Annotated in this window: 23 protein-coding genes; 14 read left to right on the top strand and 9 right to left on the bottom strand. The window is 43.9% G+C overall.

Going from position 1 to position 24,321, the window contains the following annotated elements; all coding sequences use genetic code 11:
* The first annotated feature begins 210 nt into the window (after nt 1–210).
* The 3 genes from R8G66_27470 to R8G66_27480 all read left to right on the top strand — a co-directional run bounded on the left by R8G66_27470 (nt 211) and on the right by R8G66_27480 (nt 8,142).
* Nucleotides 211–831 (top strand): DUF1449 family protein, encoded by a 621-nt coding sequence (locus tag R8G66_27470; protein MDW3196142.1) that lies wholly within the window; start codon nt 211–213, stop codon nt 829–831.
* An 84-nt stretch (nt 832–915) separates the two neighbouring features.
* Entirely contained in the window at nt 916–3,081 is a 2,166-nt protein-coding gene (locus R8G66_27475; GenBank protein MDW3196143.1) for a flotillin family protein, read from the top strand.
* A 129-nt stretch (nt 3,082–3,210) separates the two neighbouring features.
* Nucleotides 3,211–8,142, top strand: coding sequence for a DNA repair ATPase (locus tag R8G66_27480; GenBank protein MDW3196144.1), 4,932 nt, complete (start codon nt 3,211–3,213; stop codon nt 8,140–8,142).
* Between the two features lie 69 nt (nt 8,143–8,211).
* Here R8G66_27480 and R8G66_27485 read toward each other — a convergent pair whose 3' ends face one another.
* Together R8G66_27485 and R8G66_27490 are read right to left on the bottom strand one after the other, a co-directional pair.
* Nucleotides 8,212–9,012 (bottom strand): energy transducer TonB, encoded by an 801-nt coding sequence (locus R8G66_27485; GenBank protein MDW3196145.1) that lies wholly within the window; start codon nt 9,010–9,012, stop codon nt 8,212–8,214.
* A gap of 166 nt (nt 9,013–9,178) precedes the next feature.
* Nucleotides 9,179–9,505: an iron-sulfur cluster assembly accessory protein gene (locus R8G66_27490; protein ID MDW3196146.1), complete on the bottom strand. Its 327-nt coding sequence runs from the start codon at nt 9,503–9,505 to the stop codon at nt 9,179–9,181.
* 90 nt (nt 9,506–9,595) lie between these two features.
* On the opposite strand from R8G66_27490, the gene mce reads away from it, so the two are divergent.
* Both mce and thiL read left to right on the top strand, forming a co-directional pair.
* Nucleotides 9,596–9,997: a methylmalonyl-CoA epimerase gene (gene mce / locus R8G66_27495; GenBank protein ID MDW3196147.1), complete on the top strand. Its 402-nt coding sequence runs from the start codon at nt 9,596–9,598 to the stop codon at nt 9,995–9,997.
* 1 nt (nt 9,998) lies between these two features.
* Entirely contained in the window at nt 9,999–11,030 is a 1,032-nt protein-coding gene (gene thiL / locus R8G66_27500; GenBank protein ID MDW3196148.1) for a thiamine-phosphate kinase, read from the top strand.
* A 492-nt stretch (nt 11,031–11,522) separates the two neighbouring features.
* On the opposite strand, the gene R8G66_27505 is transcribed toward thiL, so the two are convergent.
* Nucleotides 11,523–11,966: a hypothetical protein gene (locus tag R8G66_27505; protein ID MDW3196149.1), complete on the bottom strand. Its 444-nt coding sequence runs from the start codon at nt 11,964–11,966 to the stop codon at nt 11,523–11,525.
* Nucleotides 11,967–12,126: 160 nt separating this feature from the next.
* Here R8G66_27505 and R8G66_27510 point away from each other — a divergent pair, with 160 nt between their 5' ends.
* Nucleotides 12,127–12,369: a hypothetical protein gene (locus R8G66_27510; protein ID MDW3196150.1), complete on the top strand. Its 243-nt coding sequence runs from the start codon at nt 12,127–12,129 to the stop codon at nt 12,367–12,369.
* On the opposite strand, the gene cysM is transcribed toward R8G66_27510, so the two are convergent.
* Nucleotides 12,366–13,277, bottom strand: coding sequence for a cysteine synthase CysM (gene cysM / locus R8G66_27515; GenBank protein MDW3196151.1), 912 nt, complete (start codon nt 13,275–13,277; stop codon nt 12,366–12,368). The two genes, R8G66_27510 and cysM, sit on opposite strands and share 4 nt — an antisense overlap.
* Nucleotides 13,277–14,080 (bottom strand): serine O-acetyltransferase, encoded by an 804-nt coding sequence (locus R8G66_27520; protein ID MDW3196152.1) that lies wholly within the window; start codon nt 14,078–14,080, stop codon nt 13,277–13,279. Before R8G66_27520 ends, cysM begins: the two co-directional genes overlap by 1 nt.
* 236 nt (nt 14,081–14,316) lie before the next feature.
* Between R8G66_27520 and R8G66_27525 the strand changes: the two genes are divergently transcribed.
* From R8G66_27525 to R8G66_27540, 4 genes are all read left to right on the top strand, one after another.
* Nucleotides 14,317–15,237 (top strand): ATP-binding cassette domain-containing protein, encoded by a 921-nt coding sequence (locus R8G66_27525; GenBank protein MDW3196153.1) that lies wholly within the window; start codon nt 14,317–14,319, stop codon nt 15,235–15,237.
* A 4-nt stretch (nt 15,238–15,241) separates the two neighbouring features.
* Nucleotides 15,242–15,967, top strand: coding sequence for an ABC transporter permease subunit (locus R8G66_27530; GenBank protein ID MDW3196154.1), 726 nt, complete (start codon nt 15,242–15,244; stop codon nt 15,965–15,967).
* An 8-nt stretch (nt 15,968–15,975) separates the two neighbouring features.
* Nucleotides 15,976–17,493, top strand: coding sequence for a Gldg family protein (locus R8G66_27535; protein ID MDW3196155.1), 1,518 nt, complete (start codon nt 15,976–15,978; stop codon nt 17,491–17,493).
* Between the two features lie 165 nt (nt 17,494–17,658).
* Complete coding sequence (locus tag R8G66_27540) at nt 17,659–18,552, top strand: DUF4340 domain-containing protein (GenBank protein ID MDW3196156.1); 894 nt, start codon at nt 17,659–17,661, stop codon at nt 18,550–18,552.
* 70 nt (nt 18,553–18,622) lie between these two features.
* Here R8G66_27540 and R8G66_27545 read toward each other — a convergent pair whose 3' ends face one another.
* Nucleotides 18,623–19,195, bottom strand: a complete 573-nt coding sequence (locus R8G66_27545; GenBank protein ID MDW3196157.1) for a YceI family protein — start codon at nt 19,193–19,195, stop codon at nt 18,623–18,625.
* Nucleotides 19,196–19,307: 112 nt separating this feature from the next.
* Complete coding sequence (locus R8G66_27550) at nt 19,308–19,670, bottom strand: energy transducer TonB (protein MDW3196158.1); 363 nt, start codon at nt 19,668–19,670, stop codon at nt 19,308–19,310.
* Nucleotides 19,671–19,759: 89 nt separating this feature from the next.
* Between R8G66_27550 and R8G66_27555 the strand changes: the two genes are divergently transcribed.
* Complete coding sequence (locus R8G66_27555) at nt 19,760–20,344, top strand: DUF3109 family protein (protein ID MDW3196159.1); 585 nt, start codon at nt 19,760–19,762, stop codon at nt 20,342–20,344.
* A gap of 48 nt (nt 20,345–20,392) precedes the next feature.
* Here the strand turns inward: R8G66_27555 and R8G66_27560 are convergent, their stop codons facing one another.
* Nucleotides 20,393–21,286 carry a DMT family transporter gene (locus R8G66_27560; GenBank protein ID MDW3196160.1) on the bottom strand — a complete coding sequence of 298 codons (894 nt, stop codon included), beginning with the start codon at nt 21,284–21,286 and terminating at the stop codon, nt 20,393–20,395.
* Between the two features lie 3 nt (nt 21,287–21,289).
* Nucleotides 21,290–22,282 carry a tRNA dihydrouridine synthase DusB gene (gene dusB, locus R8G66_27565; GenBank protein MDW3196161.1) on the bottom strand — a complete coding sequence of 331 codons (993 nt, stop codon included), beginning with the start codon at nt 22,280–22,282 and terminating at the stop codon, nt 21,290–21,292.
* A 35-nt stretch (nt 22,283–22,317) separates the two neighbouring features.
* On the opposite strand from dusB, the gene R8G66_27570 reads away from it, so the two are divergent.
* From R8G66_27570 to R8G66_27580, 3 genes are read left to right on the top strand one after another with little or no spacing between them, the layout of a single operon-like run.
* Nucleotides 22,318–23,265, top strand: a complete 948-nt coding sequence (locus tag R8G66_27570) for a CPBP family intramembrane glutamic endopeptidase (GenBank protein ID MDW3196162.1) — start codon at nt 22,318–22,320, stop codon at nt 23,263–23,265.
* Nucleotides 23,258–23,461 (top strand): DUF2007 domain-containing protein, encoded by a 204-nt coding sequence (locus R8G66_27575; protein ID MDW3196163.1) that lies wholly within the window; start codon nt 23,258–23,260, stop codon nt 23,459–23,461. The genes R8G66_27570 and R8G66_27575 overlap by 8 nt, the downstream gene beginning before the upstream one ends.
* The gene (locus R8G66_27580) at nt 23,458–24,279 is read left to right on the top strand and encodes a phosphatidate cytidylyltransferase (protein ID MDW3196164.1); all 822 of its coding nucleotides are present in this window, start codon (nt 23,458–23,460) and stop codon (nt 24,277–24,279) included. The genes R8G66_27575 and R8G66_27580 overlap by 4 nt, the downstream gene beginning before the upstream one ends.
* Nucleotides 24,280–24,321 lie beyond the last annotated feature (42 nt).

The following is a 24,321-nucleotide window of genomic DNA, read 5'->3' on the forward strand; positions in this document are numbered from 1 at the left end:
GAAACTTTTGTCTCTTAATTTCGTAGAACATATTAATTGCTTTCTTGAAAAAGCGTCCCTAACATCCTCTTAGCGGGAAAAATGCAAAGCGATATAATTTGCGGATTTTGCAAAATGACTAATTTAGCGGCACGCTAAAGTATCGTCGAAACAACGATTTACTACAAGAAACAATTAGACCAACATCTAATTACTTAAACAGACCAACTCATGCTTGAACTTTTTGAATTTTCAATCACTGGGATCAATGTCATTCCAACAGTACTTCTGATTTTTGTAATCATCTATTGGCTTATTGTGATCATAGGCGTCATTGATGTTGATACGGTAGATGTTGATCTGGATGTAGATGCCGACGTAGATGTTGAGATTGAATTAGAGGGCATGGCATCTGTGTTGTCCTTTTTTAACATCGGGCACATGCCCTTGATGATATTTATATCCTTCTTTTCCTTACCACTGTGGGTATCATCCATTCTGGTTAATGACTTTTTCGGAATAGAGAGCTTTCTACCAGGATTGATCACATTTATTCCATTATTCATTGGAAGCCTTTTTGCAGCAAAATTCCTGACTATACCTATTGCTAAATTTTATAGAAAGCTCCGGCAAGAAACAGAAGCGGTAGAACACATTGTAGGGCAACTATGCATCGCAAAATTGCCGATCTCTGAAGATCGCACGAGCCAGGCCGAAATCAAAGTGGGTGGAACTTCTGTGTTGATCAATGCCAAAACAAGAAATGGAGCCACTATAGCCAAAGGTGAGCAGGGATTAGTCATAGAACACAATGAAGCCGAGAAATTCTACTATGTAGAGCCATATGCTTGATATTGAGAAGCTACCGACAACTTAAAGACTAAAAAACACACAACTTCAAAATTCTAATAAACCAAACATCTAAATACTACGCTTATGACAGGACCAATCTTTTATGTATTACTGGTAGTTGGAGTCATTATTTTTATTGGCTTTATCTCCGCGATCATCAAAATGTGGCGAAAGGCGCTACAAGGCCAGGCTTTGGTTCGCACAGGAATGGGAGGCACAAAGGTGCACTTCTCCGGAATCATGGTAGTGCCAGTGATTCACAAAATGGAAGTGATGGATATTACCCTCAAAACCATCGTGATTTCCAGAACAGGCAAAGAGGGATTGATCTGTAAAGACAACATGCGAGCAGACATCAAAGTCACGTTCTTCATCAGGGTTAATCAAACCATCGAAGATGTAAAACAAGTCGCGCAATCCATTGGTAGTGCTCGAGCTTCCCATCAGGAATCATTAGAACAATTATTTGATGCCAAATTCTCCGAAGCATTAAAAACCGTCGGTAAGCGCCTGGATTTTGTGGATCTTTACAACAGTAGAGATGACTTTAAGCAAGCGATTATTGAAACGATCGGCACTGACCTGAATGGCTACATTCTTGACGATTGTGCCATTGATTACCTAGAGCAAACGCCTATTTCAGACCTGGACGAGCGCAACATCCTTGATGCAGAAGGTATCAAAAAGATCATCAAACTGACGGCTGACCAGAAAATGGAAGCCAACTACATCGAACGAGAAAAGGAGAAAACACTGACGAAGCAAGATGTAGAAGCCAAAGAAACTGTGCTTGAACTGGAACGCCAGCAGGCGGAAGCAGAAGCGAAACAAAAACGAGAGATCGAGGTAGTTCAAGCCAGAGAAGAAGCGGAAACTTTGAAAATTCAGGAAGAAGAAAAACTTAAAGCAGAACGCGCTCGAATAGCTACAGAAGAAGAAATCCAGGTAGCGGAAGAAAATAAACTTCGTGAGGTACTGGTCGCCGCGAAGAATAAAGAGCGTACCAATGCCGTAGAAACTGAAAAAGTAGATCGGGCCCGGCAACTGGAGCTTACTGAGAAGGAACGAATCGTAGAAATCGCTCAGATCGAAAAAGAAAAGGCGGTCGAAGAAGAACGCAAAAACATTCAGGATGTCATTCGTGAGCGTGTTTCTATCGAAAAGACAGTGGTCGAAGAGAAGGAGCGCATGAAGGACATTGAAGCCAATGCAGAAGCCGAACGAACCAAGAAAGTAGCCATTACCCTGGCGGAGAAAGACGCAGAAGAAGCACTGGTTCGTCAGATCAAAGATGCAGAAGCGAAAAAAGAAGCCTCTGAGCACCTGGCTAAGCAAGCCTTGATTGATGCTCAAGCAGAAGAAAGTGCCGCCATCCACCGGGCACAAGCCATCAAAACCCTATCGGAAGCACAAGCAGCTGAAGCTGCAGCCATCGGTCTTTCTGAAGCACAAGTGATGGAAGCCAAAGCCGCCGCAAAAGAGAAGGAAGGTGAAGCGCAAGCATCGGTCATCGAATCTCAAGCCGAAGCAGAGGCCAAAAGCATCAAACAAAGAGGAATTGCGCAAGCGGAAGCGGAAGAAGAACTCGGTCAGGTGAAAGCCAAGATCAGCCTGGAACAAGGACAATCCGAAGCCAAGGTCATTTCACTGAAAGCTGATGCGGAAGAGAAGAAAGGCCTGGCTGAAGCCAACGTGCTCAAGGAAAAACTGATGGCCGACGCTGAAGGCATCAAAGAGAAAGCCAAAGCCATGCAAGTGCTGGATGAAGTCGGACGTGCTCATGAAGAGTTCAAGCTCAAATTAGAAACCGATCGTCAAATCGAACTAGCCAAAGTCAACATCCAGAAGGAGATTGCCACGTCTCAAGCTACAGTAATTGCTGAAGCATTAAAAGCAGCCAACATCGATATTGTAGGTGGAGAAACCATGTTCTTCGATCAGATCGTTGGATCCATCACCAAAGGTAAGTCCATTGACAAATTGATGAGCAACAGCGAAACACTAACGCAAGTGAAAGATACATTTTTCAATTCCGGGAGTGGACAAAATTTCAAAGAGAAACTCAAAGGTTTTATTAGCCAATTTGGAGTAAGCGCGAATGATATTAAAGAGTTGAGTATTTCAGCATTACTGCTTCGTCTGGCCAACGAGTCTGGAAGTGAAGAGGACAAAGGTGTGATCAAACACCTTGGAACCATCGCAGAAGCACTGGGTGTCAGTGATCAAAAAGCCAGCACACTGGGTCTTTAATAAATATCTGCTGTCTTTACCTATCTGAGATGGGTAAAGGCAGCTTTACTAACGCTACTGAGAAAATAACCCTTTTCCAGGGCGTCATTCAATCTTACAAAACACTATTGAAAAAAGACGAAGAGACCTATGGCGGATGAAAACCCACAAAATGCATTGGAAGGTGGTACTTACGAGTTGCTTCGAAATCGCATCCTGAACAAAACTAAAGCACTTAAAACTACCTTATCCAACCTTAACGAAGAGCGGAAACGTGTCTTTGGTACCATAGAGACCAAGGTACTCGCCACCGATCGCATCACTACCGCTAACAATTGCATCCCCTGGGACATGCATGCCATCGGGAACAACTTTCTGTTTGGCTACAATGTGATGGTCGGGTTGCGCAGCGAACTGAAGCCGACTGACGTATTTGCTTACTTTGAATTCCGAGACGATCAAACCTTTCACGAACTACCCCTCGAAAGCCTGTTGAAGGACCAGATTTTTCTCGATGACTTCCAGAAGCTCTACAAATATTATAAACACACCCAATTCCTGCGATTTGCCATCGACGGCCCATTCATGCACATGGTTTTTAGAATTGGGCAAGACGTCAATGACATCAAAACCTTTAAATGGGAACTGAAAAATTCGGAACTGGTCTACGTTGATAATCGCAGTGATCACGAATACAAATTCCCGGCACAACATGAATTCCAATGGAACCGGACACGAAGAGAAGATTTCCGGGAAGGTGAACATCCACATATTTCCATCAAGGATCGGGTATTTGTAGAAACTGTGGGCGGTGATCTCACCGTCAAAATTGAAGACAATACCCAGGACGGAGAAGGCATTTATAGCGAAGATGTAGCCAACAAGCAACAGACACTGGCGGATGGAGAATTCCACTTTTCCGAAATCGGGAGCCTAATCCTGATCAAAGCAAAACCTTATCAGGAAGAAGAGCGCTACCTGGTGTTCAATGAAAAACTGAAAGAAGTAAAACGAATAGACGCGATCAGTTCCTCTTGTATTTTGCTCCCAGATGATCATGGTTTGATCTTTAGTAATGGCTATTACTTACAATCTGGGGAATACAAACAGTTCGATTACGACGTACAGGACATGCTGTTCGAACGCAAAATCACTTCCCTTAATGGAGAAGATTTTTTGTACGTATTCTACAATCGACCACAGGGAATCTTCCTCTTACTCAGTTATAATATCATTGCCCAAAAGGTAGAAAACCCCATCATCTGCCACGGGTTTACCATTTTTGAAAATGGCGAAATGTGCATTTTCCGTGCGGATGAAGAACCCAAGAAACACCATACGATCCAGATTTGGCAGACTCCTTTTACTGGTCCCAATTTCCAGGCTGCCGAAAAAACCGATTCCTTCCTTCAAAAGATCGGAAATAAAGATGTGGTTCGGGCCATGGCCGAATGTCAGGACATCATCAACCTGATCAACAAAGAAGAGATTTACACCGATCTGTACATCGATGTAATCAAAAAAGCTACGGACGTCATCGACTCCTATCACTGGCTGGCAAAAGAAGAGCAATACAATCTTGCCAAGCCGCTAGCGGACATCCGACAGGTAGCAGAATCTGCGGTAGATGAGTATGAAAAAGTCCGGAAGATCAAGGAAAACTCCCTGAAGAGGGTGACGGAACTTGCAAAGAAACAATCCGACGTACTCAAAAAATCTAAAGCCTCTTTCGGCAATATCATTCATTATGTTGATTTGTTGACAGAAGTGAGAGAAGTCCGTGGTGAAATTATAAGTGCGAAAGACCTTCGTTACGTTGATGTGGCCAAACTGGAGACCTTTGATGAAGAATTAGCACAATCATCGGACAACATTTCCCAGTCTTGCGTTCGTTTTCTTATGCAGGATCATTCATTGGCTCCTTTCATTGAAAAAGTCGACGACTTTGAAAAGAAGATCGAGAAAATCAGCAAGGTTATTGAAGCCGACAAACTGAAATCAGCAGGTGAGCAAGTTGCCTCAGAGCTAGACCTATTGATCGATACGGTAAGTAACCTTAAGATCAGTGATACCACACAAACTACTCGGATCATTGAATTGATCTCTGATCTCTACAGCTCTTATAATCAGGTAAAAGCCAAACTAGTCAATAAGCGTAAATCACTCCTTTCCACAGAAGGGAAAGCGGAGTTTTCTGCCACCATTAAGTTATTGGAGCAATCGGTCACCAATTATCTCGACATCTGTGATACTCCAGAAAAATGTGAAGAGTATCTCACCAAGCTGATTGTACAGATTGAGGAACTAGAAGGCAAATTCTCAGAATTCGATGAATTTCTGGAGGTGATCAGCGCTAAACGAGAGGAAATTTACAATGCCTTTGAAGCAAGAAAACTGTATCTCACAGAACAGCGAAACAAGAAGGCGAATCAACTGTTTCAGGCTGCCGAGCGTGTTTTAGGAGCCATTCGAAACAAGTCGGGTACCTTAAAGAGTAAAGACGAAATCAACGCCTACTTTGCCGCTGACCTGATGGTCGAAAAAGTACGAAGTATCTCGAAACAACTGGTGGAAAGCGGAGATACAGTAAAATCTGATGACTTGCTGAGCCAGCTTAAAACCATCAGAGAAGAAATTCAACGCAAACTTCGTGACCAACAAGACTTGTTCACGGATGGTGGCAATGTGATCAATATGGGCAACCATAAGTTCTTCACCAACAACCTGGCGTTGGATCTGAGCTTGGTAGTGAAACAACAAGTACCCCACTATCATTTGGTCGGTACCGACTTTTTTGAAGCCATTGCGCATCCTCAACTATTGAGTCTTGGCCACTTCTGGGATCAAACATTGATCTCTGAAAACGAATCAGTCTATCGCTCAGAATACCTGGCTTTCCTGATTTTCCAGGGCTTGGAAGGAACAACAAGCCTGGAAGACCTAGAAGAGTACGATCTTCCCACCTACACGAATTTGGATGACGAAGCCAAAACGGAATTAATTCAGCGTGTCATGACGTCTCGTTATGATGAGGGGTATGTCAAAGGCATCCACGAATACGACACAAAACTCATATTAGATGTACTCGCAGAAAGATCCAATGCAGCAGGCACCTTAAAATACAGCAGTCAAGCCCGAGCATTGGCCAAATTCTACTGGCAAGCGCTCGTACCAGAAAAGGAGCAGAAATCACTTCTGGACCAAATCAAATCAGCGGGAATCATTTTATCCGTATTCCCTGGTTCCAGAGAATTTGAGGGATTAATCGGAGATGTCAAATACGGAATGAGTACCAGTGGACTTCCCGATGATGTCCCGGAAAATATCACTTCTGAAGCTTCCAGGTATTTGTTCGATGAGCTTTCAACAAAAGATCATTTTCTCATTAGTACCGCTGCTGACCAGTGCTTCATGGCTTTTCAAAAGTCTTTGAAGAGTAAAAAAGCAGAAACAAAATTCAAGCAATCCCTAAGTGGACTTAAAAACAATCCTTTGTTGGGCTTACGAATGGCCAGCCATTGGGTACACGCCTTCATGACAGAAGAAGGCTCCTTCTCTTATGAACTTCTCTATGAGGTAGCCAATCTGGCATTATTTCAGGACCATAACTCCTCTTATGTCAGCAACGTTTCATTGGCCGCCTCTCTTGAAGGGTTCAAAGGAAGTCATTCCATAATCAATGAAGGGAAATATGAATTCCATTTGAATGAATTTCGTCAACGACTAAGTGATTATAATCGTGAAATAGCACCGAAATTCTCAGAGTTACAACGCTTGAAAAAAGACCTGACCATGAACTATCGCAGTGAATTAAAACTGGAAAGTTTTAAACCCAGGGTCCTGTCTTCTTTTGTGAGAAATAAGTTGATCGATCAGGTTTATTTCCCTTTGATCGGTGCTAACCTGGCTAAACAGATCGGAACTGCAGGCGAAGGAAAAAGAACGGACCTGATGGGATTGTTACTGTTGGTCTCCCCTCCGGGATATGGCAAAACCACTTTGATGGAATACATCGCCAGCCGTTTGGGTGTGATTTTCATGAAGATCAATGGGCCTGCCATCGGACACGAAGTGACCTCAGTAGATCCAGCCGATGCTCCGAATGCTGCCTCTGCGGAAGAACTCCAAAAACTGAACTTGTCTTTTGAAATGGGCAATAATGTGATGATCTACCTTGACGACATCCAGCATTGCAATCCGGAGTTCCTTCAAAAATTCATCTCCATGTGCGATGCACAACGAAAAATTGAAGGGGTTTATAAAGGAAAAACAAAAACCTACGACTTCCGGGGCAAGAAAGTTTGTGTGGTTATGGCCGGAAACCCATACACAGAAAGTGGTGAGAAATTTCAGATTCCTGACATGCTCTCTAATCGGGCGGACGTCTACAATCTGGGTGATGTAATTGGGGATACGGAAGAAGTATTCAAATTGAGTTACATCGAAAACTCACTGACCTCCAATCCGATTTTGAGCAAACTGGCGGCAAGAAGCCTTGACGATGTTCATTCCCTGATCAAAATGACGGAAACAGGAACCAGTGAAGGTCTGAAATTTGAAGTGAATCATACGGCAGAAGAACTGCAGGAATATGCCGCGGTTCTCAAGCACATGATGAAAGTAAGAGATGTAGTTTTAAAGGTGAACTTACTCTACATCGAATCTGCTGCCATGGCCGATGAATACCGAACGGAGCCACCATTCAAGCTTCAGGGCTCGTACCGGGACATGAACAAAATCGTGGAAAAGTTACTCCCCATGATGAATGAAGATGAATTAGAAACTGTGATCCAATCCCATTATGAAAATGAAGCACAAACACTGACTTCCAACGCTGAAGCCAATTTGCTGCGGTTCAATTTACTCACCGGCATCATGACGGATGGGGAGCAAGAAAGATGGCAACTCATTTTGGAACGGTTCGCCACGCGTCAGAAACAGAAGGGTTACGGCCAAAACGCACAATTAGCTGAAGGGTTGGAGAACATCGCCGATAGCTTAAAAGCAATTGAAGATCAGATCAAATCGGTGAAACAGGTAAGTGTGCGAAAAACTTCAGGAAGCAGGAAGAAAGCGGAGTAGGATACTTCATAAAACTCCGCTTCAAAAAATTGTCTAAGTCCATCATTTTTTGCTAGGGGAATATCATTGTCAATTGGCTAGCTTGAAGATGATTGGGATCGTTCGATAAACCCGGACATTACGTCCTCGCTGCTTCCCGGGCTCCCAGTTGGGTACTGTAGTCAAAACGCGAATGGCTTCTTCATCACAACTACTACCAATTCCCTTTAAGACTTTGAAATTGGTGAGCCCCCCATCCTTCTCAATCACAAACTGTACAAATACCTTTCCCTCTACCCTGTTCTTCAGTGCATCTTTGGGGTAATCCAGATTTTCAGCTAGAAAGCGATAGAATGCGGCATATCCTCCAATTGGCTCTGGCAATGTTTCTACGATATCAAAGATTTCGTCCACTTTTTCCTCTTCTATTTCCACCTCTTCAAAAACAACTTCCTCCACAACCATGTTTTCGGTCATTTCCACATCAATTTCTACCTTCAAGTCTTCGATTACCTCCGTGTCGTTGGCTACTTCTGTGATGACCTGTGGAATGTTTTGCGTGGGTGGCGGTGGCGGAGGTGGTTGTTCCGTAAGCGGAATTTCAGCCATCATTTCAATATCATTCTCGCCTCCGTCCATGACAATCATTGGAGTATCATCCTGCACTTTGTGCTCAAAAGCAAGTATGATTAAAAACAAACTCAAGCTCAATCCCACAAAAAAGTAAAGCAGTTTCTCTCGCTTTTCTTTCTGTGCTTTTTGAGTTTTGATCTCGAGTAAATCCTGATAAGCTGTTTTGTCAGCGATTTTCTGTTTTCGATGAAGTGCTATCGGACGATCTACCAGCAGATGCTCCATAGCACCCACTGCTTTTTTCTCTAATACTTCCATGACTTCCTGGGTTTTGGTTGAAATCAGGAACAGTCTTGCTAAGTGGCAATCCCTGATTTATGATGGACCCAAGGTATGGTAGTTTTTTACTGAGAGAAATGAGATTTAATGGCTGAAATAGTGACTTACGTCAGCCATCAATCCTTAAGAAAATAAAGACAGTTGCTTATACTGAGAAGCTCTCGCCACAACCGCAAGTTCGGGAGGCATTAGGGTTGACAAACTGGAAGCCTTTGCCATTGAGACCATCGGAGAAATCTAAAGTAGTACCTAAAAGGTACAGCAGGCTTTTCTTGTCAACGATCACTTTGACGCCATTGTCCTCAAATACATCATCTGAATCGTTGATCTTATCATCAAACTCCAGGTCATACATCAAACCAGAACAACCACCACCTTTGACCGCTACACGTACGTTGTGCTGTGCGCTATGTCCTTCTTCCTTTCTCAGGACCATCAACTGGTCTTTTGCTTTTTCAGTGACACTAATCATATGCTGTTCTCCTTAATGATGAATAAAGTTAATTGATTCGATGAAGGAAAAGTTTCCCCATTTTTGCAAAGTTAATCACAAAAGCGAAAAATGATAAAAGTCGAACATATCGGAATTGCTGTAAAAAACCTTGCTGAGGTAAACGATCTGTATGCCAAACTCTTTGACCGGGCACATTATAAGCAGGAAGAAGTAGCCTCTGAAGGAGTCAGCACATCATTTTTTCAAATGGGTGAGACCAAGATTGAGTTTTTGGAATCCACTGCTGAAGACGGCCCTATTTCCAAATACATCAACAAAAAAGGAGAAGGCATTCACCACATCGCTTTTGAAGTAGCAGACATTGAAAAAGAAATGGCGCGATTGCAAGAAGAGGGTTTTCAGTTGATCAACGAAGCTCCAAAAAAAGGAGCTGATAATAAACTAGTAGCCTTTATTCATCCCAAATCCACTAACGGCGTATTGGTAGAACTTTGCCAGGAGATCAAATAACATGGAAGAAAAACGTACAGAAATTGGAGAATTGGGTGAATTCGGACTGATCGATCGATTGAGTTCAAAATTCACCCCTGAAAACGACCAAACGGTCAAAGGAATTGGGGACGATGCAGCAGTCATTTCTTCCTCCGAAGGGCAGCTGACTTTGCTTTCTTCTGACATGTTACTGGAAGGCATTCACTTTGACCTGGCTTACATGCCGCTTCAACACCTTGGCTACAAAGCCATTGCAGTGAATGTATCTGACATTGCATCCATGAATGGTATTCCTAAACAAGTCACGGTAAATCTCGGGTTAAGTAATCGCTTCTCGGTGGAGGCCATCGAAATGATCTACAAGGGCATCAAAAGTGCCTGTGAAGAATATAAGGTAGACCTGGTTGGTGGAGATACGACGGCTTCCCGAACTGGATTGGTGATCTCTGTCTCGGTTTTAGGTGAAACCAATGCAGAAAAAATCACTTATCGCAATACTGCGGCCAAGTCAGACATTGTATGTGTAAGCGGTGATCTGGGTGCTGCTTATATTGGATTACAGGTGCTCGAACGAGAAAAACAAGAATACCTGGCTAATCCCGACATGCAGCCACAGATTGAAAAGTATGACCATGTGGTAGGCAGGCAGTTGCGACCCAAAGCACGCATGGACATCATTCATGAATTGGCGGAGCTGAACATTGTCCCCACTTCCATGATTGATATTTCTGATGGATTGGTATCGGAACTTTTCCATCTCTGTAAACAGTCTGATCTGGGCGTTTCAATTTACGAAGACAAACTCCCCATTGGCGAACAGACCTTTTCCACCGCGGCAGAATTTTCCATCGACCCCAATACTTGTGCTTTGAATGGCGGAGAAGATTATGAGCTACTTTTCACCCTAAAGCAAGAGGATTTTGAGAAGATCAAAAATCATGAGGACATTCACACCATTGGTTACATGCATGAAAAGGAAAAAGGCAAAGTAATGGTGACCAGAAGCCAAAATGTAATGGAACTCCAGGCACAGGGGTGGGTGCATTTTTAATCATGCTAACATGGTATGCAAACTGATATTTTGATATCACTTAAAATAACCACGTATCTGCACCTATTCGTTTTTGGGTTTTAAATTTTTGGCGTTTAAGTGCTTGCAAGGGAATATCAAGATTGTTCTTGCGAGCAATGCTAGAAGCGCTACTCAACTTCAGATAAATAAGAATCCTTATCGATGGCTCTCCAGAGCCAGTGCAGCTCACTTATCACAAAGCAATTCTCAGCCAAATCCTAAGAACTTCAAACGTAAGATTAATAGCTACTGATGGTCAGCAGTCATTGATAAGTACGGTAGTGGCAATGGCAAAAGCCATTCAGCCTTGTTCAGATGTTTTGCCCTACTAATGAAGAATTGAAAAAATGAGCTTAAAAAACAAAGCCCGCACTTGGCGGGCAATGACTCAATTCAACCTAAATAGATCTTCAACAATGTCTTAAAAAGGGGCCACACCTTATGATGATGCAGCCCCTGGGCGGTGTGTTATTATAAGCGGTAGTCCGAAGACCCCAATCGATCGTGATACGTAGCAACCGCATCACTCTTTTTCTCCAACTGCTCGTCGATCATGACGAATAATTTTTGCTCCATTCTTTCCTCAGTGATTGGTTCAGCAAGGTAAGCGGCAGCGCCTAATATCTTCGCGTCTCTTCTTCGGAGGGCACTAAAAGCCTGGTCGTAGACCACTATTGGTACCTGAAGAGATAACGATGCACAATACATCGCCAATTCGTCATAAAGCGGGCGCTCCATTCCGGCGCAACAAATAATCAAAGTAGGCATCTCAAAACCTTTGCTGCTTCTGAATTTCAAGCCAGCAACAGCTTCTTCTTGATTTTCATACTGGGTTACCTGAGCGTCTAGCGCTTCCAGGGCCTCATTGAATGGAGAGAACCCGATGGTTGCGATTTCTACTTTAAATGGATTCATTTCGGTCTATAGTCTTAGCTGATTCGAAGGTAGTTGGATCACACCCTATCATAGCCATGAAATAGATGACCGGAACGCATTTATCGATTATTGGAAAAATGAGTCGATTATTGGAAACCAACAACCCACTAGTCTGCTATTCCTCACTAACTTTCCTGATATGAATAACCGCGCCATTTGTCATCAGGCTTTGAAGCTAGACAAAGAAGGAGACTGGCAGGGTGCCCACGATCTGGTCGATCAACTCGGTGGTCAGGACGCTGCATGGGTACACGCTTACCTACACCGAAAAGAAGGTGATCAGTGGAATGCTGATTATTGGTACCGACGAGCAGGTCAATCCAGTTTTAGTGGTTCCTTGGATGAAGAATGGGAACAACTTTGGGAGTTGTTCTCTGATTAAGCTTTAAACAAATCCGAACTCAAATACCGATCTCCCCGATCACATACAATCGAAACGATGGTCGCGGGCGCTTTGAGAGATTGTGCCAATTGCACTACCGCATGCTGAACGCCCCCGCTACTCATACCGGCAAAAACGCCAGTTTCTGCCGCTAATCGACGTGTCATTTCTATGGCCTGATCCCGATTCACATACAAGATCTCATCCACTCTGCTCGCATCAAAGATCGCAGGCAGAAACTCCGGGGACCATTTTCTGATGCCAGGAATTTGGGATCCTTCCTCTGGCTGCACACCCACGATCCGAATATCAGCATTCTGTTCTTTCAGGAACATGGAATTTCCCATGATCGTACCTGTCGTACCCATACTGGCCACAAAGTGTGTAATTCCGCCTTCCGTATCGCGCCAGATCTCAGGTCCGGTCGTTTTATAATGGGCCAGGTAATTATCGGGATTGGCAAATTGATTGAGTGAAAAATAGCCTTCTTCAGCGACCATTTGATCCGCTACGGTTCGGGAATATTCAATGGTACCTTCTGCTTTGGTCAGGATCACTTTCGCACCATAAGCCCGCATGGTATCAATTCGTTCCTGCGTGGAATTCTCAGGCATGATCAACGTAATGTCCAGGTTGAAGGATGAAGCTACCATGGCCAGCGCGATCCCGGTATTACCACTGGTGGCTTCCACCAATTTGGAATCTGGCTTGATGTCTCCACGAACCAAAGCTTCATTGATCATATTGAAAGCCGGCCGATCTTTGACACTACCACCGGGGTTATTCCCTTCCAATTTACCATAGACGGTTACATGGTCCGGGATCTCCGGAAGATTGATCTTCACCAGAGGGGTGTTACCGATGAGTTGTCCGATGTTTCCAGCAAGTGCCGAATTTGATTTTTCCATTACAATGTTTTTATGAATTGGTGGTCAGATGTATGATAAACTCTTGAGTTCGGCAATACACTTTCCGTTATCCAGACACTTCCTCCGATGATGCTATTTTCTCCAATTTCTGTTTCACCACCAAGGATCGTAGCACCTGCATAGATCACTACCTGATCTTTGATGGTAGGATGACGTTTGATCGACGCCATGTTTTTATTTACACTTAAAGCGCCTAAGGTCACCCCTTGATAGATTTTGACATGATCGCCGATGACCGTAGTTTCACCGATCACAACACCCGTTCCATGATCGATGCAGAAATAACGGCCTATCTGAGCCTTTGGATGAATGTCTATTCCCGTCTTTGAATGTGCATATTCGGTAAATATCCTGGGTAGATAGGGCACATCAATGTGTGTCATGATATGGGCAATACGGTAAATCGCAATGGCCAGAAATCCAGGATAAGTCCGTATAACTTCTCTCAGGTCATTGGCTGCAGGATCGCCCTCTAATATCGCCTGAGCGTCTTCCAGACATAGGTCATAGACGGATTCCAGATCTTTGAAAAAGTATTCGCAAATACTCAATACCTGTTGACTCTCACAAGCACGAGTTTTTTCCAGCAATTGCTCAAATGCCCGCTTGATCTCAGAGTATTCCAGTTCAAGTTCCTCTACTTTTGTCAGTCGAATGTTGTTGAGTTCCGGAAACAGAAACTGCAGCAACCGAACTAAAAAGGAATCAATTTCCTCCGATCCAGGCAGGGCTTTCGGCCGATCATGAGAGGCCGCGATTTTCTTTAAGAAGTTCGAATCCATAGAGGCTATTGTCCAACGTGTTCTTACAACGGTAATTATAAATCAGGAGTTCTAATAAATCTATCATTTGCATGATCGTTCGGATAAAAACACGGAGAATAAATAATTAACCGGTGATTAACACTTTTTAACAATCCATACTACTTGAAAATACCATGTGTCAACTTTATAATTGCGCTCGGTTGATCATTGAGGGTTAACCGATTGATTTACAGCATAATCCTAACAGATCTAACATGTCTATCGTTGTAGAAGGCCTCACCAAAAAGTACGGTGAACAAAAAGCAGTCAACGACATTTCATTTGAGATCAAAACCGGCGAGGTAGTCGGTTTTTTGGGGCCAAATGGTGCCGGGAAGAGCACCACCATGAAAATGATCACCTGTTTCATGGCGCCCACCGATGGGGACATCCGTCTCGATGAATTGTCGATCCACGCAGATCAGGAAGCCATCAAAAAGAAAATCGGATACTTACCTGAAAATAATCCACTATATGTGGACATGTCCATTATTGATTATCTCCGTTTCAGTGCCGAAATCCAGGGTGTCGCCAAATCAGCTATCCCCGGAAGAATTGGAGAAATGATTGAGAAATGTGGACTGGATCGTGAAAAGCATAAAAACATCAATGAGCTTTCCAAAGGATATCGGCAACGTGTCGGACTGGCACAAGCCATGATCCACGACCCGGAAGTATTGATCCTGGATGAGCCTACGACAGGATTAGACCCTAACCAAATCGTAGAGATCCGTAAGTTGATCAAGGAGTTGGGCAAACAAAAGACCGTAATCCTTAGCTCACATATCCTTTCAGAAGTTGAAGCTACTTGCGACCGTATCCTGATCATTAACCGGGGCCGAATTGTTGCTGATGGAACTTCTGATACGTTAAGACAACAAGCTCAGGGGCAAGAACTCCTGACGATCCAGATCGAAGGAGAAGGAGACATTGCCAGGGCCTTGTTGGGATTGGCATCCGTGGAGAAAGCCAGTGCCATTGAAGGCCGGCCAGGCTTCTTTTCGGTACAAAGCAAACCTGAGCTCAGCTCCAGAAAAGCCATTTTTGACCTGTGTGTTACACAAAAATGGTATCTCACTGAAATGACCGGGATCGAGACCCGATTGGAAGACGTATTCAGGGACCTAACGAATTAACGCGATGCAAAAAACTTGGATAATTACTAAAAGAGAATTGTCATCCTTTTTCGATTCTTTGATCGCATATGTGATGATTGTATTGTTCCTCGGCCTAAGTGGCATCTTCACCTGGCTCGTAACCACCAACATATTTGTGGGAAACCAGGCGAGTCTAGGTACTTTCTTTGGAGTGGCCTTTTGGTCCTTGTTCTTCTTTATACCGGCCATTACCATGCGGATGATCGCGGAAGAGAACCGGGCAGGCACGATCGAATTGTTGATCACCAAGGCCGTTTCTGACGGCCAGATTGTCATGGGGAAATTCCTGGCCTGTTTGATCCTGGTCATCATCGCCCTGGCATGTACCTTACCTTATTACATCACGATCAGTCAGCTGGGCAATATTGATGACGGTAGTGTGATTGGCGGATACCTGGGACTTATCTTGTTGTCTGCTTCCTATATCAGCATCGGTCTTTTCGCAAGCAGCCTGACCCAAAATCAGATTGTTTCCTTTTTGTTGGCATTATTGATTTCGGTGTTCTTTCACTTTTTGTTTGATGCCATCAGTGCTTCATTCTCGGGAGTAGCTGGAGAAATATTCAATTACCTGAGTATAAGGGCACATTACGATTCGATGAGTCGTGGCGTGATCGACAGCCGGGATATCATCTTCTTTGGCTCAATCATTTCGCTGGGGCTTCTACTGGCGCAGACCATGCTCTCTAAAAGAAACTGGCAATCCTAAATCGTCAAATGATGAAGAAAACAACCATAATAACTCAGCTATTGATAGTGGTCGCCATCATCGTTGTGGCGAACCTGATCTCAAGGAACATGTACTTCCGTATTGATTTCACAGAAGATCAGCGATATACCTTAAGTAAAGCAACCAGAGATATTTTAAAAGACCTGGATGAAGTGATTACTGTTAAGGCATACTTCACTGAAAACCTTCCCGCTCAATTGGCATTTGTACAAAATGATTTGCGTGATCAACTGGTCGAGTACGAAGATCTCGCTGGCGGCAATCTGATCTTTGAATTCATCAACCCAAGTGAAAGTGATGAACTGAAACAGGAAGCCATTCAAAGTGGTGTAGCGCCTTTGTCGATCAATGTCGTAGAAAATGATCAACAACAGCAGATCCAGGCTTTTCTGGGAGTTGTGCTAAAAAGCGGCGATAATACCGAGGCCATTCCGGTGGTTCAGCCCAATGGTGGTATTGAATATGACCTTACCATGGCCATTAAGAAACTCGCCATTCAGGACAAACCAAAGATCGGCATGATTTCAGGTTATGGATCACCGGGTTTGAGCGCTTTTCCTCAACTCGTGGAACAACTTTCTGTGCTGTATGATGTGGAAGAGTTCAGTATCGCCGATACCTTTAGCATTCCTACCTTTTATCGCGGATTGATCTGGGTAGCCCCAAAAGACACCATTGCCCCCATTGAATTCTCTAAGCTGGATCAGTACCTGAATCAGGGTGGAAAGCTTTTCCTTTCTTATTCCAGTGTCGCTGGTGATTTGCAACAAGGTGCTTTGCAGCCAGCCCCGAATATTGGCATCAAAAACTGGGTCGCTGGCAAAGGACTGATCTTCGGCAATGATTTCGTCATTGACCAGAATTGTCTTCCGGTTACGGTCCAACAACGTCAAGGTTTCCTAACCATCAACAGCCAGGTCAGTGTTCCCTTATTGCCTCGGGTCTCCAACTTTGAAGATCATCCGATCACTGAAGGACTGGAACAAGTCTTATTGCCTTTTGTCAATGCTTTTACGATCAACAATTCTGATACCACGCTGCGGATCAACCCGCTGGCATTTACGTCAGCAAAATCCGGAACGCTACCCGCTCCAGGCTATCTGGACATCCAGCGAAAATGGACAGAAGCTGATTTTCCAATGCAAGAACAAATCCTGGCTTCTTCCATTGAAGGAATTGGGGCTGGCAATGGCGCTATGGTTGTGATCGGCAATGGCGATTTCATCATCAATGGGGAAGGCCAGCAAGCACAACGCGTCAATCCCGATAATTTGAACTTTGCCAGTAATGCGATTGACTGGTTGGCTGATGACACGGGTTTGATCTCCCTACGTACCAAAGCGATTACGTCAAGGACCCTGGATAAAGTGGAAGATGGAACCAAAAACCTCCTCAAGTATGGGAATGTTTTTGCTCCTATCCTACTGATCCTGATCTATGCAGGTATTCGAAAGCAGATCAGAAACCGAAGAAAACAAAAATGGGCGCAAGGAAACTTCGCCTGATTTTAAACACTACTAAAAAATTGAATTGCTCTTATAAAGACATAAGCTTCTGAATAAATCCCCCTTAACAAGGGGGCGGCCCGCGTTAGGGTGCCCAACGGGCGGGGGATTTTAACAACTTAAGAAAAACCTGATCTTTATAAGGTAGGCTAAACTATAAAAGCAATGAAAAACAATACCGTTAAACTTCTTGGCCTATTGGCCGTGCTGGTGGTGGTTTATCTGATCATGACATTTACCGGAGATAAATCCCGAAGTAAGTCTTTCCGAACTGAACTGGTATCCATAGATACGGCCAGCGTGACCAGGGTTGTCATCGAATCACCTACGGAATCCACTGAAGTAACCAAAGATGGTGAAGGTTGGCAAGTGGCACTTCCTGATGGCTCCATGAAATCTGCCGTAGCTTCCGCGGTAAGCAACTTACTGACTTCTCTGGAAGGCATCAAACCAACTCGGATCGTGGCGCGAACAGAGAACAAATGGAAAGATTACTCTGTAGATAGCACAGGCACTCGCGTGAAGATCTATGAAGGGAATAAAAACACATTGGACCTGATCATCGGGCGTTTTGGTGTGGAAAATCAACGACAATTTTACACGCATGTACGACTTGCAGAAGAAAATGATGTCTACATCGCCAATGACTTCATGGGCATCAGCATCGCAAAATCAGCGAATGATTTTCGGAATGGAAGTTTATTGCGGTTGAAGCAAGATTCCTTGACACAAATTTCATTCAACTACCCTGATTCTGCTTTTTCTTTATACAAGAATGATGCGCGATGGAGTACCAATGCATTTGAAGCAGATTCAGCCAATGTCGCGAGCTATTTGCAGGGATTGAGTTTTGTGAGTAGTAAAAACTTCGCCGATGGTGCCGGATTGAGTACACCCGATTTAAATGTGACTTTTAGCTTCAGCAACCAACCTGAGATTCAAATTTCGGCTTATCAACAAGACGGCAATTGGATACTACAATCATCGGAGAATACTGATGAGTACTTCACTGATGCAGCAGTCTTTGAAAAGATCTTCAAAGGAGCAGCAGTACTTTAAAGATCAGCCTGATACAAAAAATAAACCCCAACCGAATCGGCTGGGGTTTTCAATTAAAAGTCTTTTGTGCTTACAGATTAGCAACCAGGTTCACAGACAAATCGAATTCATCATAGATGACTTTGTCCCCCAGGTTGTCAAAGAAGCTATCTGATCCATAACGAACGTTGAATTTGGCACGATCGATTTTCATGTCAGCAGTAGCAGAGATGGTCCCATTTTTCACATCCACATTCGCCATGAAAGAGATTTCTTGAGCAATGTTTTTGATCACCATGGTTCCAGTGATTTTGTGCTGATCTCCTTGTGGAGCAACATTAGTAATCACGAAAGAAGCAGTTGTAAATTCTTCAACAGCGAAAAAATCAGGTGACTTCAAGTGGCCTTCCAATTTCCCTTTGTATTCTCCTTGTAGGTCAGTTACAGCGATAGAAGTCATGTTTAAAGTGAATGAACCACCGGTCAACGTTTCGCCATCAGTAGTCAATGTTCCGCTCTGGATGTTAACAGTACCAGCGTGCTCTCCACCTACTTTATAGGCTTTCCAGGTTACTTTACTGTCCGCAACACTTACATTATAGGTCTCTTCTGCATTTGGAACTGCAACTAGCAAACCCAAAGCAACGATCAAAGTCTTAATCATGTTATTTGTATTAAATGTATGTACATATAATTTACGTACATGCAGAACGGCCTACTACCTCAAAAGGTTTCGCAGAAACAAAAAATTATGGAAAAATTTTTGGAGAGGAGATTTAGAAACGAACCGGGTAGACCATCTTCACGTCTACGGGTTGTCCTTCTTCTGTACCTGCGGTCCACTTACCCGGGCAATTGCTAACGATCTCCTTGGCTTTCTCGTCGTAAGCTTCAGAAAATCCCTTGACCACTTTCACATCAGATACGGCACCGTCAGCTTTCACAACAAACGAGACAAATACATTAGCCTTTTCGCCGGGAGCCCACTTTTCAATCTCTTCATTCACAAACTCATCGAATGCGGCCATCCCTTGCTCATAGGCAGGCATGGTCTCTGCCACTGAATATATACCGTCTTCCGGAATATACTTTGCTTCGCAGCAAATCAGCAGAATAAAGAAGAGACTTAAGTTTCTCATGGTGGATAAAAGTAATAAGATCACCAATAAATAACAAAGAAGTGACGCTCAGCGAGCATTAGAATTACTTTTGCGGGAAAAGATAGGAAATGCAGATCATTGATAAAACGGTAGTGGCTTCTGATGTAGTAGGGGAATCATTTGTGTGTGACCTGAACAAGTGCAAAGGAGCTTGCTGTGTCGAGGGAGACCTGGGTGCTCCACTAGAGGAAGATGAACTTGAAAAAATCGATGAAGTGGTTCCCCTGGTGAAACCTTATTTAAATAAGGAAGCCATTGAAGTACTGGATACCCAAGGTGGATTTGAATTGGATGAGGAAGGAGATTTTTCAACAACCACTATTAATAATAAGGAATGCGCCTTTGCCTTTTATGATGAGCAAAAAATCCTGAAGTGCAGCATCGAACAGGCGTGGAAAGATGGCAAAACTGACTTCCAAAAACCAATCTCTTGCCACTTGTACCCGATACGCATCAAAAACCTGGGAGAATATGAGGCCATCAATTATGATCGTTGGCACATTTGCTCACCCGCTTGTGATCTCGGTGCTGAACTAAAAGTTCCGGTCTACAAATTCCTAAAAGACCCATTGATCAGAAAGTACGGAGAAGAGTGGTACGAAAAGCTGGAAGCACAGATCAAGGAAGGGAGTGTGGATACGGATGAAGCATAATCTTCAGATTTGTTAACGAACACAGTAATGGGAAAAATCGTCGACAGATTACTTCGAACTTGCTCTTTTCCTGCTATTGGCGATGTAAACGCCGAGGATAATAAAGGCCATGCCTAAGTAGTGCAGCAACAACAATTGCTCTCCATCCAATAAGCCCCAGATCACCGCAACAATAGGAATGATGTAGGTTACCGATGAAGTGAAAAGTGGATTGGTCAGTTTGACAATGTGATTGAAAATAACCATGGCGAGAGCTGTACCAAACACGCCTAATATCAATATGTAGGAAGTGGCCAACCACGCCCCATCGACATGCTGGAGTTTGTACGCAAAATCCGTCATACCAAAAAGGTAAATCGAAGCAACAGGCCCCACCATCAGCATGGATACACTCGTGATTACAATAGCTTTCTGTCCCGAAAGGTGTTCTTTGGTCACATTCAGGTTGGTCCCATACAACACCGTAGCCAATACAATGAAAAACGCGTAGAAGTTGATGTTTTCAATACTACCACCAGACCCTGCGATGATCAAAAGCACCGAACCCACAAATCCGGCGACTACACCAAAAAAAGCATTTCGACCTTGCGTCCTTTTATAAACGAAAACAGAAATAATGATGGTGAACAGAGGTGTCAAAGCATTCAGAATACCTACTACGGCACTATCAAGTCTCGTTTGCGCGAAAGCAAAGAGGAACGACGGGATCAAACTTCCGGCAAGCCCTACTATGAGCAGATATTTCCATTCGTGTCGCTGTACCTTTTTAAGGTTGCCAATACCCACCACTGCCAGAAAGACAAAGGCAGAAACAATCCTCAATGCGCCCACTTCACGTGAGTCAAGTACGGTTAACCCTTTCTTGATCAGAATGAATGATGAACCCCATATGAGGGCAAGCAGGATCAATAACCCCAATGCCAAGTACCGCGAATTTTTCATGGATCAGGCAAGCACCGGTGAAGCCAGCTTGTAAGAAATTTCGTCCAGGATTTCCAACAGTTCCTGATGGGAATCAGACTCAACTAATCGAGTTCGGAAAGGTTTGAAATGTGAAATGCCGCGGAAATAATTGGTATAATGGCGACGCATCTCGAAAATGCCTTTTCGCTCCCCTTTCCATTGTACTGAAAAATCCAGGTGTTGTTTGGTAACCCTAACACGTTCTTCAAGATCAGGCTCAATCAGTTTTTCTCCGGTAGCCATGTAATGTTTGATCTCATTAAAGATCCAGGGATAACCAATGGAAGCGCGACCAATCATGATCCCATCAACACCATACTTATTCTTGTACTCGACTGCCTTTTCGGGAGAATCGATATCGCCATTCCCGAAAATAGGAATATGGATCTCTGGCATTTCTTTTACTTCCCTGATATGAGACCAATCGGCCTCCCCTTTGTACATCTGCTTGCGTGTACGTCCGTGTATACTCAACGCCTGGATACCTACATCTTGCAGCCTTTGTGCCACTTCCTTGATCTTGATCGTGTTTTCATCCCATCCCAGACGGGTTTTTACGGTCACAGGCTTATTCACCCGCTTGACGATCTCTTCCGTCATTTTCTGCATCTTCGGCAGATCTAGCAGAATGCCTGCACCCGCTCCTTTGCAAGCCACTTTCTTCACCGGACATCCGTAGTTGATATCTACGATCTCTGGATTGGCTGCTTCAGCAATGGCTGCCGCTTCTCGCATAGATTCAATTTTGTCACCGAAGATCTGTATGCCTATCGGACGCTCATAGTCGTAAATGTCCAGTTTTTGCACACTCTTATCAGCATGTCTGATCAGTCCCTCAGACGAGATAAACTCAGTAAACATCAGGTCCGCACCCTTTTCTTTGCATACTGCCCGGAAGGGAGGATCACTCACATCTTCCATTGGCGCGAGCAACAATGGAAATTCGCCCAGTTCTATGTTTCCTATTTTTACCAATTGAATCCTTATTTTCGCTGTAAAGTTAGCTCAAAATGCAAAATGATCTAGGTAATGCCGCCGACCTAAAGTTCATGCCCTGGCTTCAGCTGGTCGTGCTTACTGCCTATACCCTGGTTGGACTGTTCGGATTCATGCTCATTTCTTATGCATTGATCCTGCCCTTCTTTGGTTTTGATCTTGAGGCATGGCAGGAAGCACTGACCTATCCCTCCGAATCTCCGGAAAGCCGATTACCGCTACTCATTTCACAAGGCATTACGTCGCTAGGCGCCTTTTTTATCATGCCGCTCATTTTCATGCGAAAGTTCCTGAAGTATTCGCTGAGTGACTTTTTTTCCACCCCCTCACCCATTTGGCAACCATTAGTCATGACCATCATCATCACCTTCAGTTTCATGGTGGTCAACAGCATCGTGGTGGAATGGAATCAGGACTTGCAGCTCCCTGAATTTCTGTCCTGGTTTGAATCTCAGGCCAAAAGCAAAGAAGCACAGCTCCAGCAAATGACGGAATACCTGACCAACTTTTCAGGTTTCATGCAGTTTCTGGTTGGCCTTATCGTCATTGCACTGATTCCGGCCATTGGTGAGGAGTTCCTCTTTCGGGGACTACTGCAAAACATGTTCGCCAAAGGGTTTGGCAATCACCATGTCGCTATCTGGCTGACTGCTCTGCTTTTCGGAGCTTTCCATTTTCAATTTTACGGAGTATTCCCGAGGATGCTTCTGGGAGTGCTGTTCGGATACCTTTATTATTGGTCGGGACATCTTTCTCTGGCGATGATTGGCCATTTCATCAACAATGCTTTTACGTTGGTCACCTTATACCTTTATAGTGTAGGTGTCATCAACCAGGACATTACCGGTACGCCGGAATTACCACCGACGGCACTGTTAGCTTTGTTCGCATTAATTTGCGGTGCTTTATTAATCGTATTTAGACTTTATTTCAAGGAGGAGCCTGCAACAGCAGATGAGTGACTGGCAAAAAGTATACGAAGATAGTCTGGCCTACCGAGCGGAGATCGTGAAGGCGGTACTCGAAGATCGTGAAATGAATCCCGTGATCATGGATAAAAAAGACTCTGCCTATCAACTGGGACACTTTGAAATATACGTACCGCCTGAGCATACCCTGCAGGCGATCAGGATCATAAAAGAAGAGATCAAGTTTTGAGCAAATTCACCGACCTTGCCCCACGTCTGATTGCAGCCATTCTTGGCGCCGCTTTGATCATAACCGCACTTGTGCTGGGACCGTGGTTCTATTTCGCAATTTTTCTAGGCATCAGCTTCATGACCCTTTGGGAATTCTACCGTTTGCTAAGGAGCCAACAGTATATCCCCCTCCGTAAATTAGGTGTGGTCGTTGGAACCATCCTCTTTAGCCTTACTTTTCTCGTAGAAGCCAGATTGGCCGGACCTAAGTTCTATTTTCTACTTTTCCCGTTGGCCTCGCTGATCTTCTTATTTAAACTATATAAGAAAGAAGACACAACACCTTTTCTAAACATTGGTTTCTATTACCTGGGTTTGGTTTACGTAACACTCCCTTTCGCCTTATTGAACCACGCTGTGTACATTTCAGGATCCTACAGTTATGAAGTAGTGGTAGGCTTATTGTTGATCATCTGGGCCTCTGACACAGGTGCTTATTTTGCAGGAAGTATGTTCGGAAAGACCAAACTGTTTGAACGTATCTCTCCCAAAAAGTCTTGGGAAGGTAGCATTGGGGGAGCACTGTTATCCGCTGCTATGGCTTTTGGTATTTCTTTTTTCTTCATGGATCTGGCCCTGTGGCAATGGTTCGTCATTGCCCTGATCATTGTGATTGTAGGCACTTATGGAGATCTGGTAGAGTCACTCTTTAAGAGAACAATGGAAATCAAAGATTCCGGAAAAGCGATCCCCGGTCATGGTGGATTTTTAGACCGGTTTGACAGCCTGTTACTTTCCATGCCTTTTGTGGTGGCCTTCCTTGAATTCACACAATAAGAATTTATTTAATTGACAAGTCTCTTTTTACGGAGACTTATC

The organism is Cytophagales bacterium (genome assembly GCA_033344775.1).
In the GTDB taxonomy this organism is placed as follows: Bacteria; Bacteroidota; Bacteroidia; order Cytophagales; family Cyclobacteriaceae; genus JAWPMT01.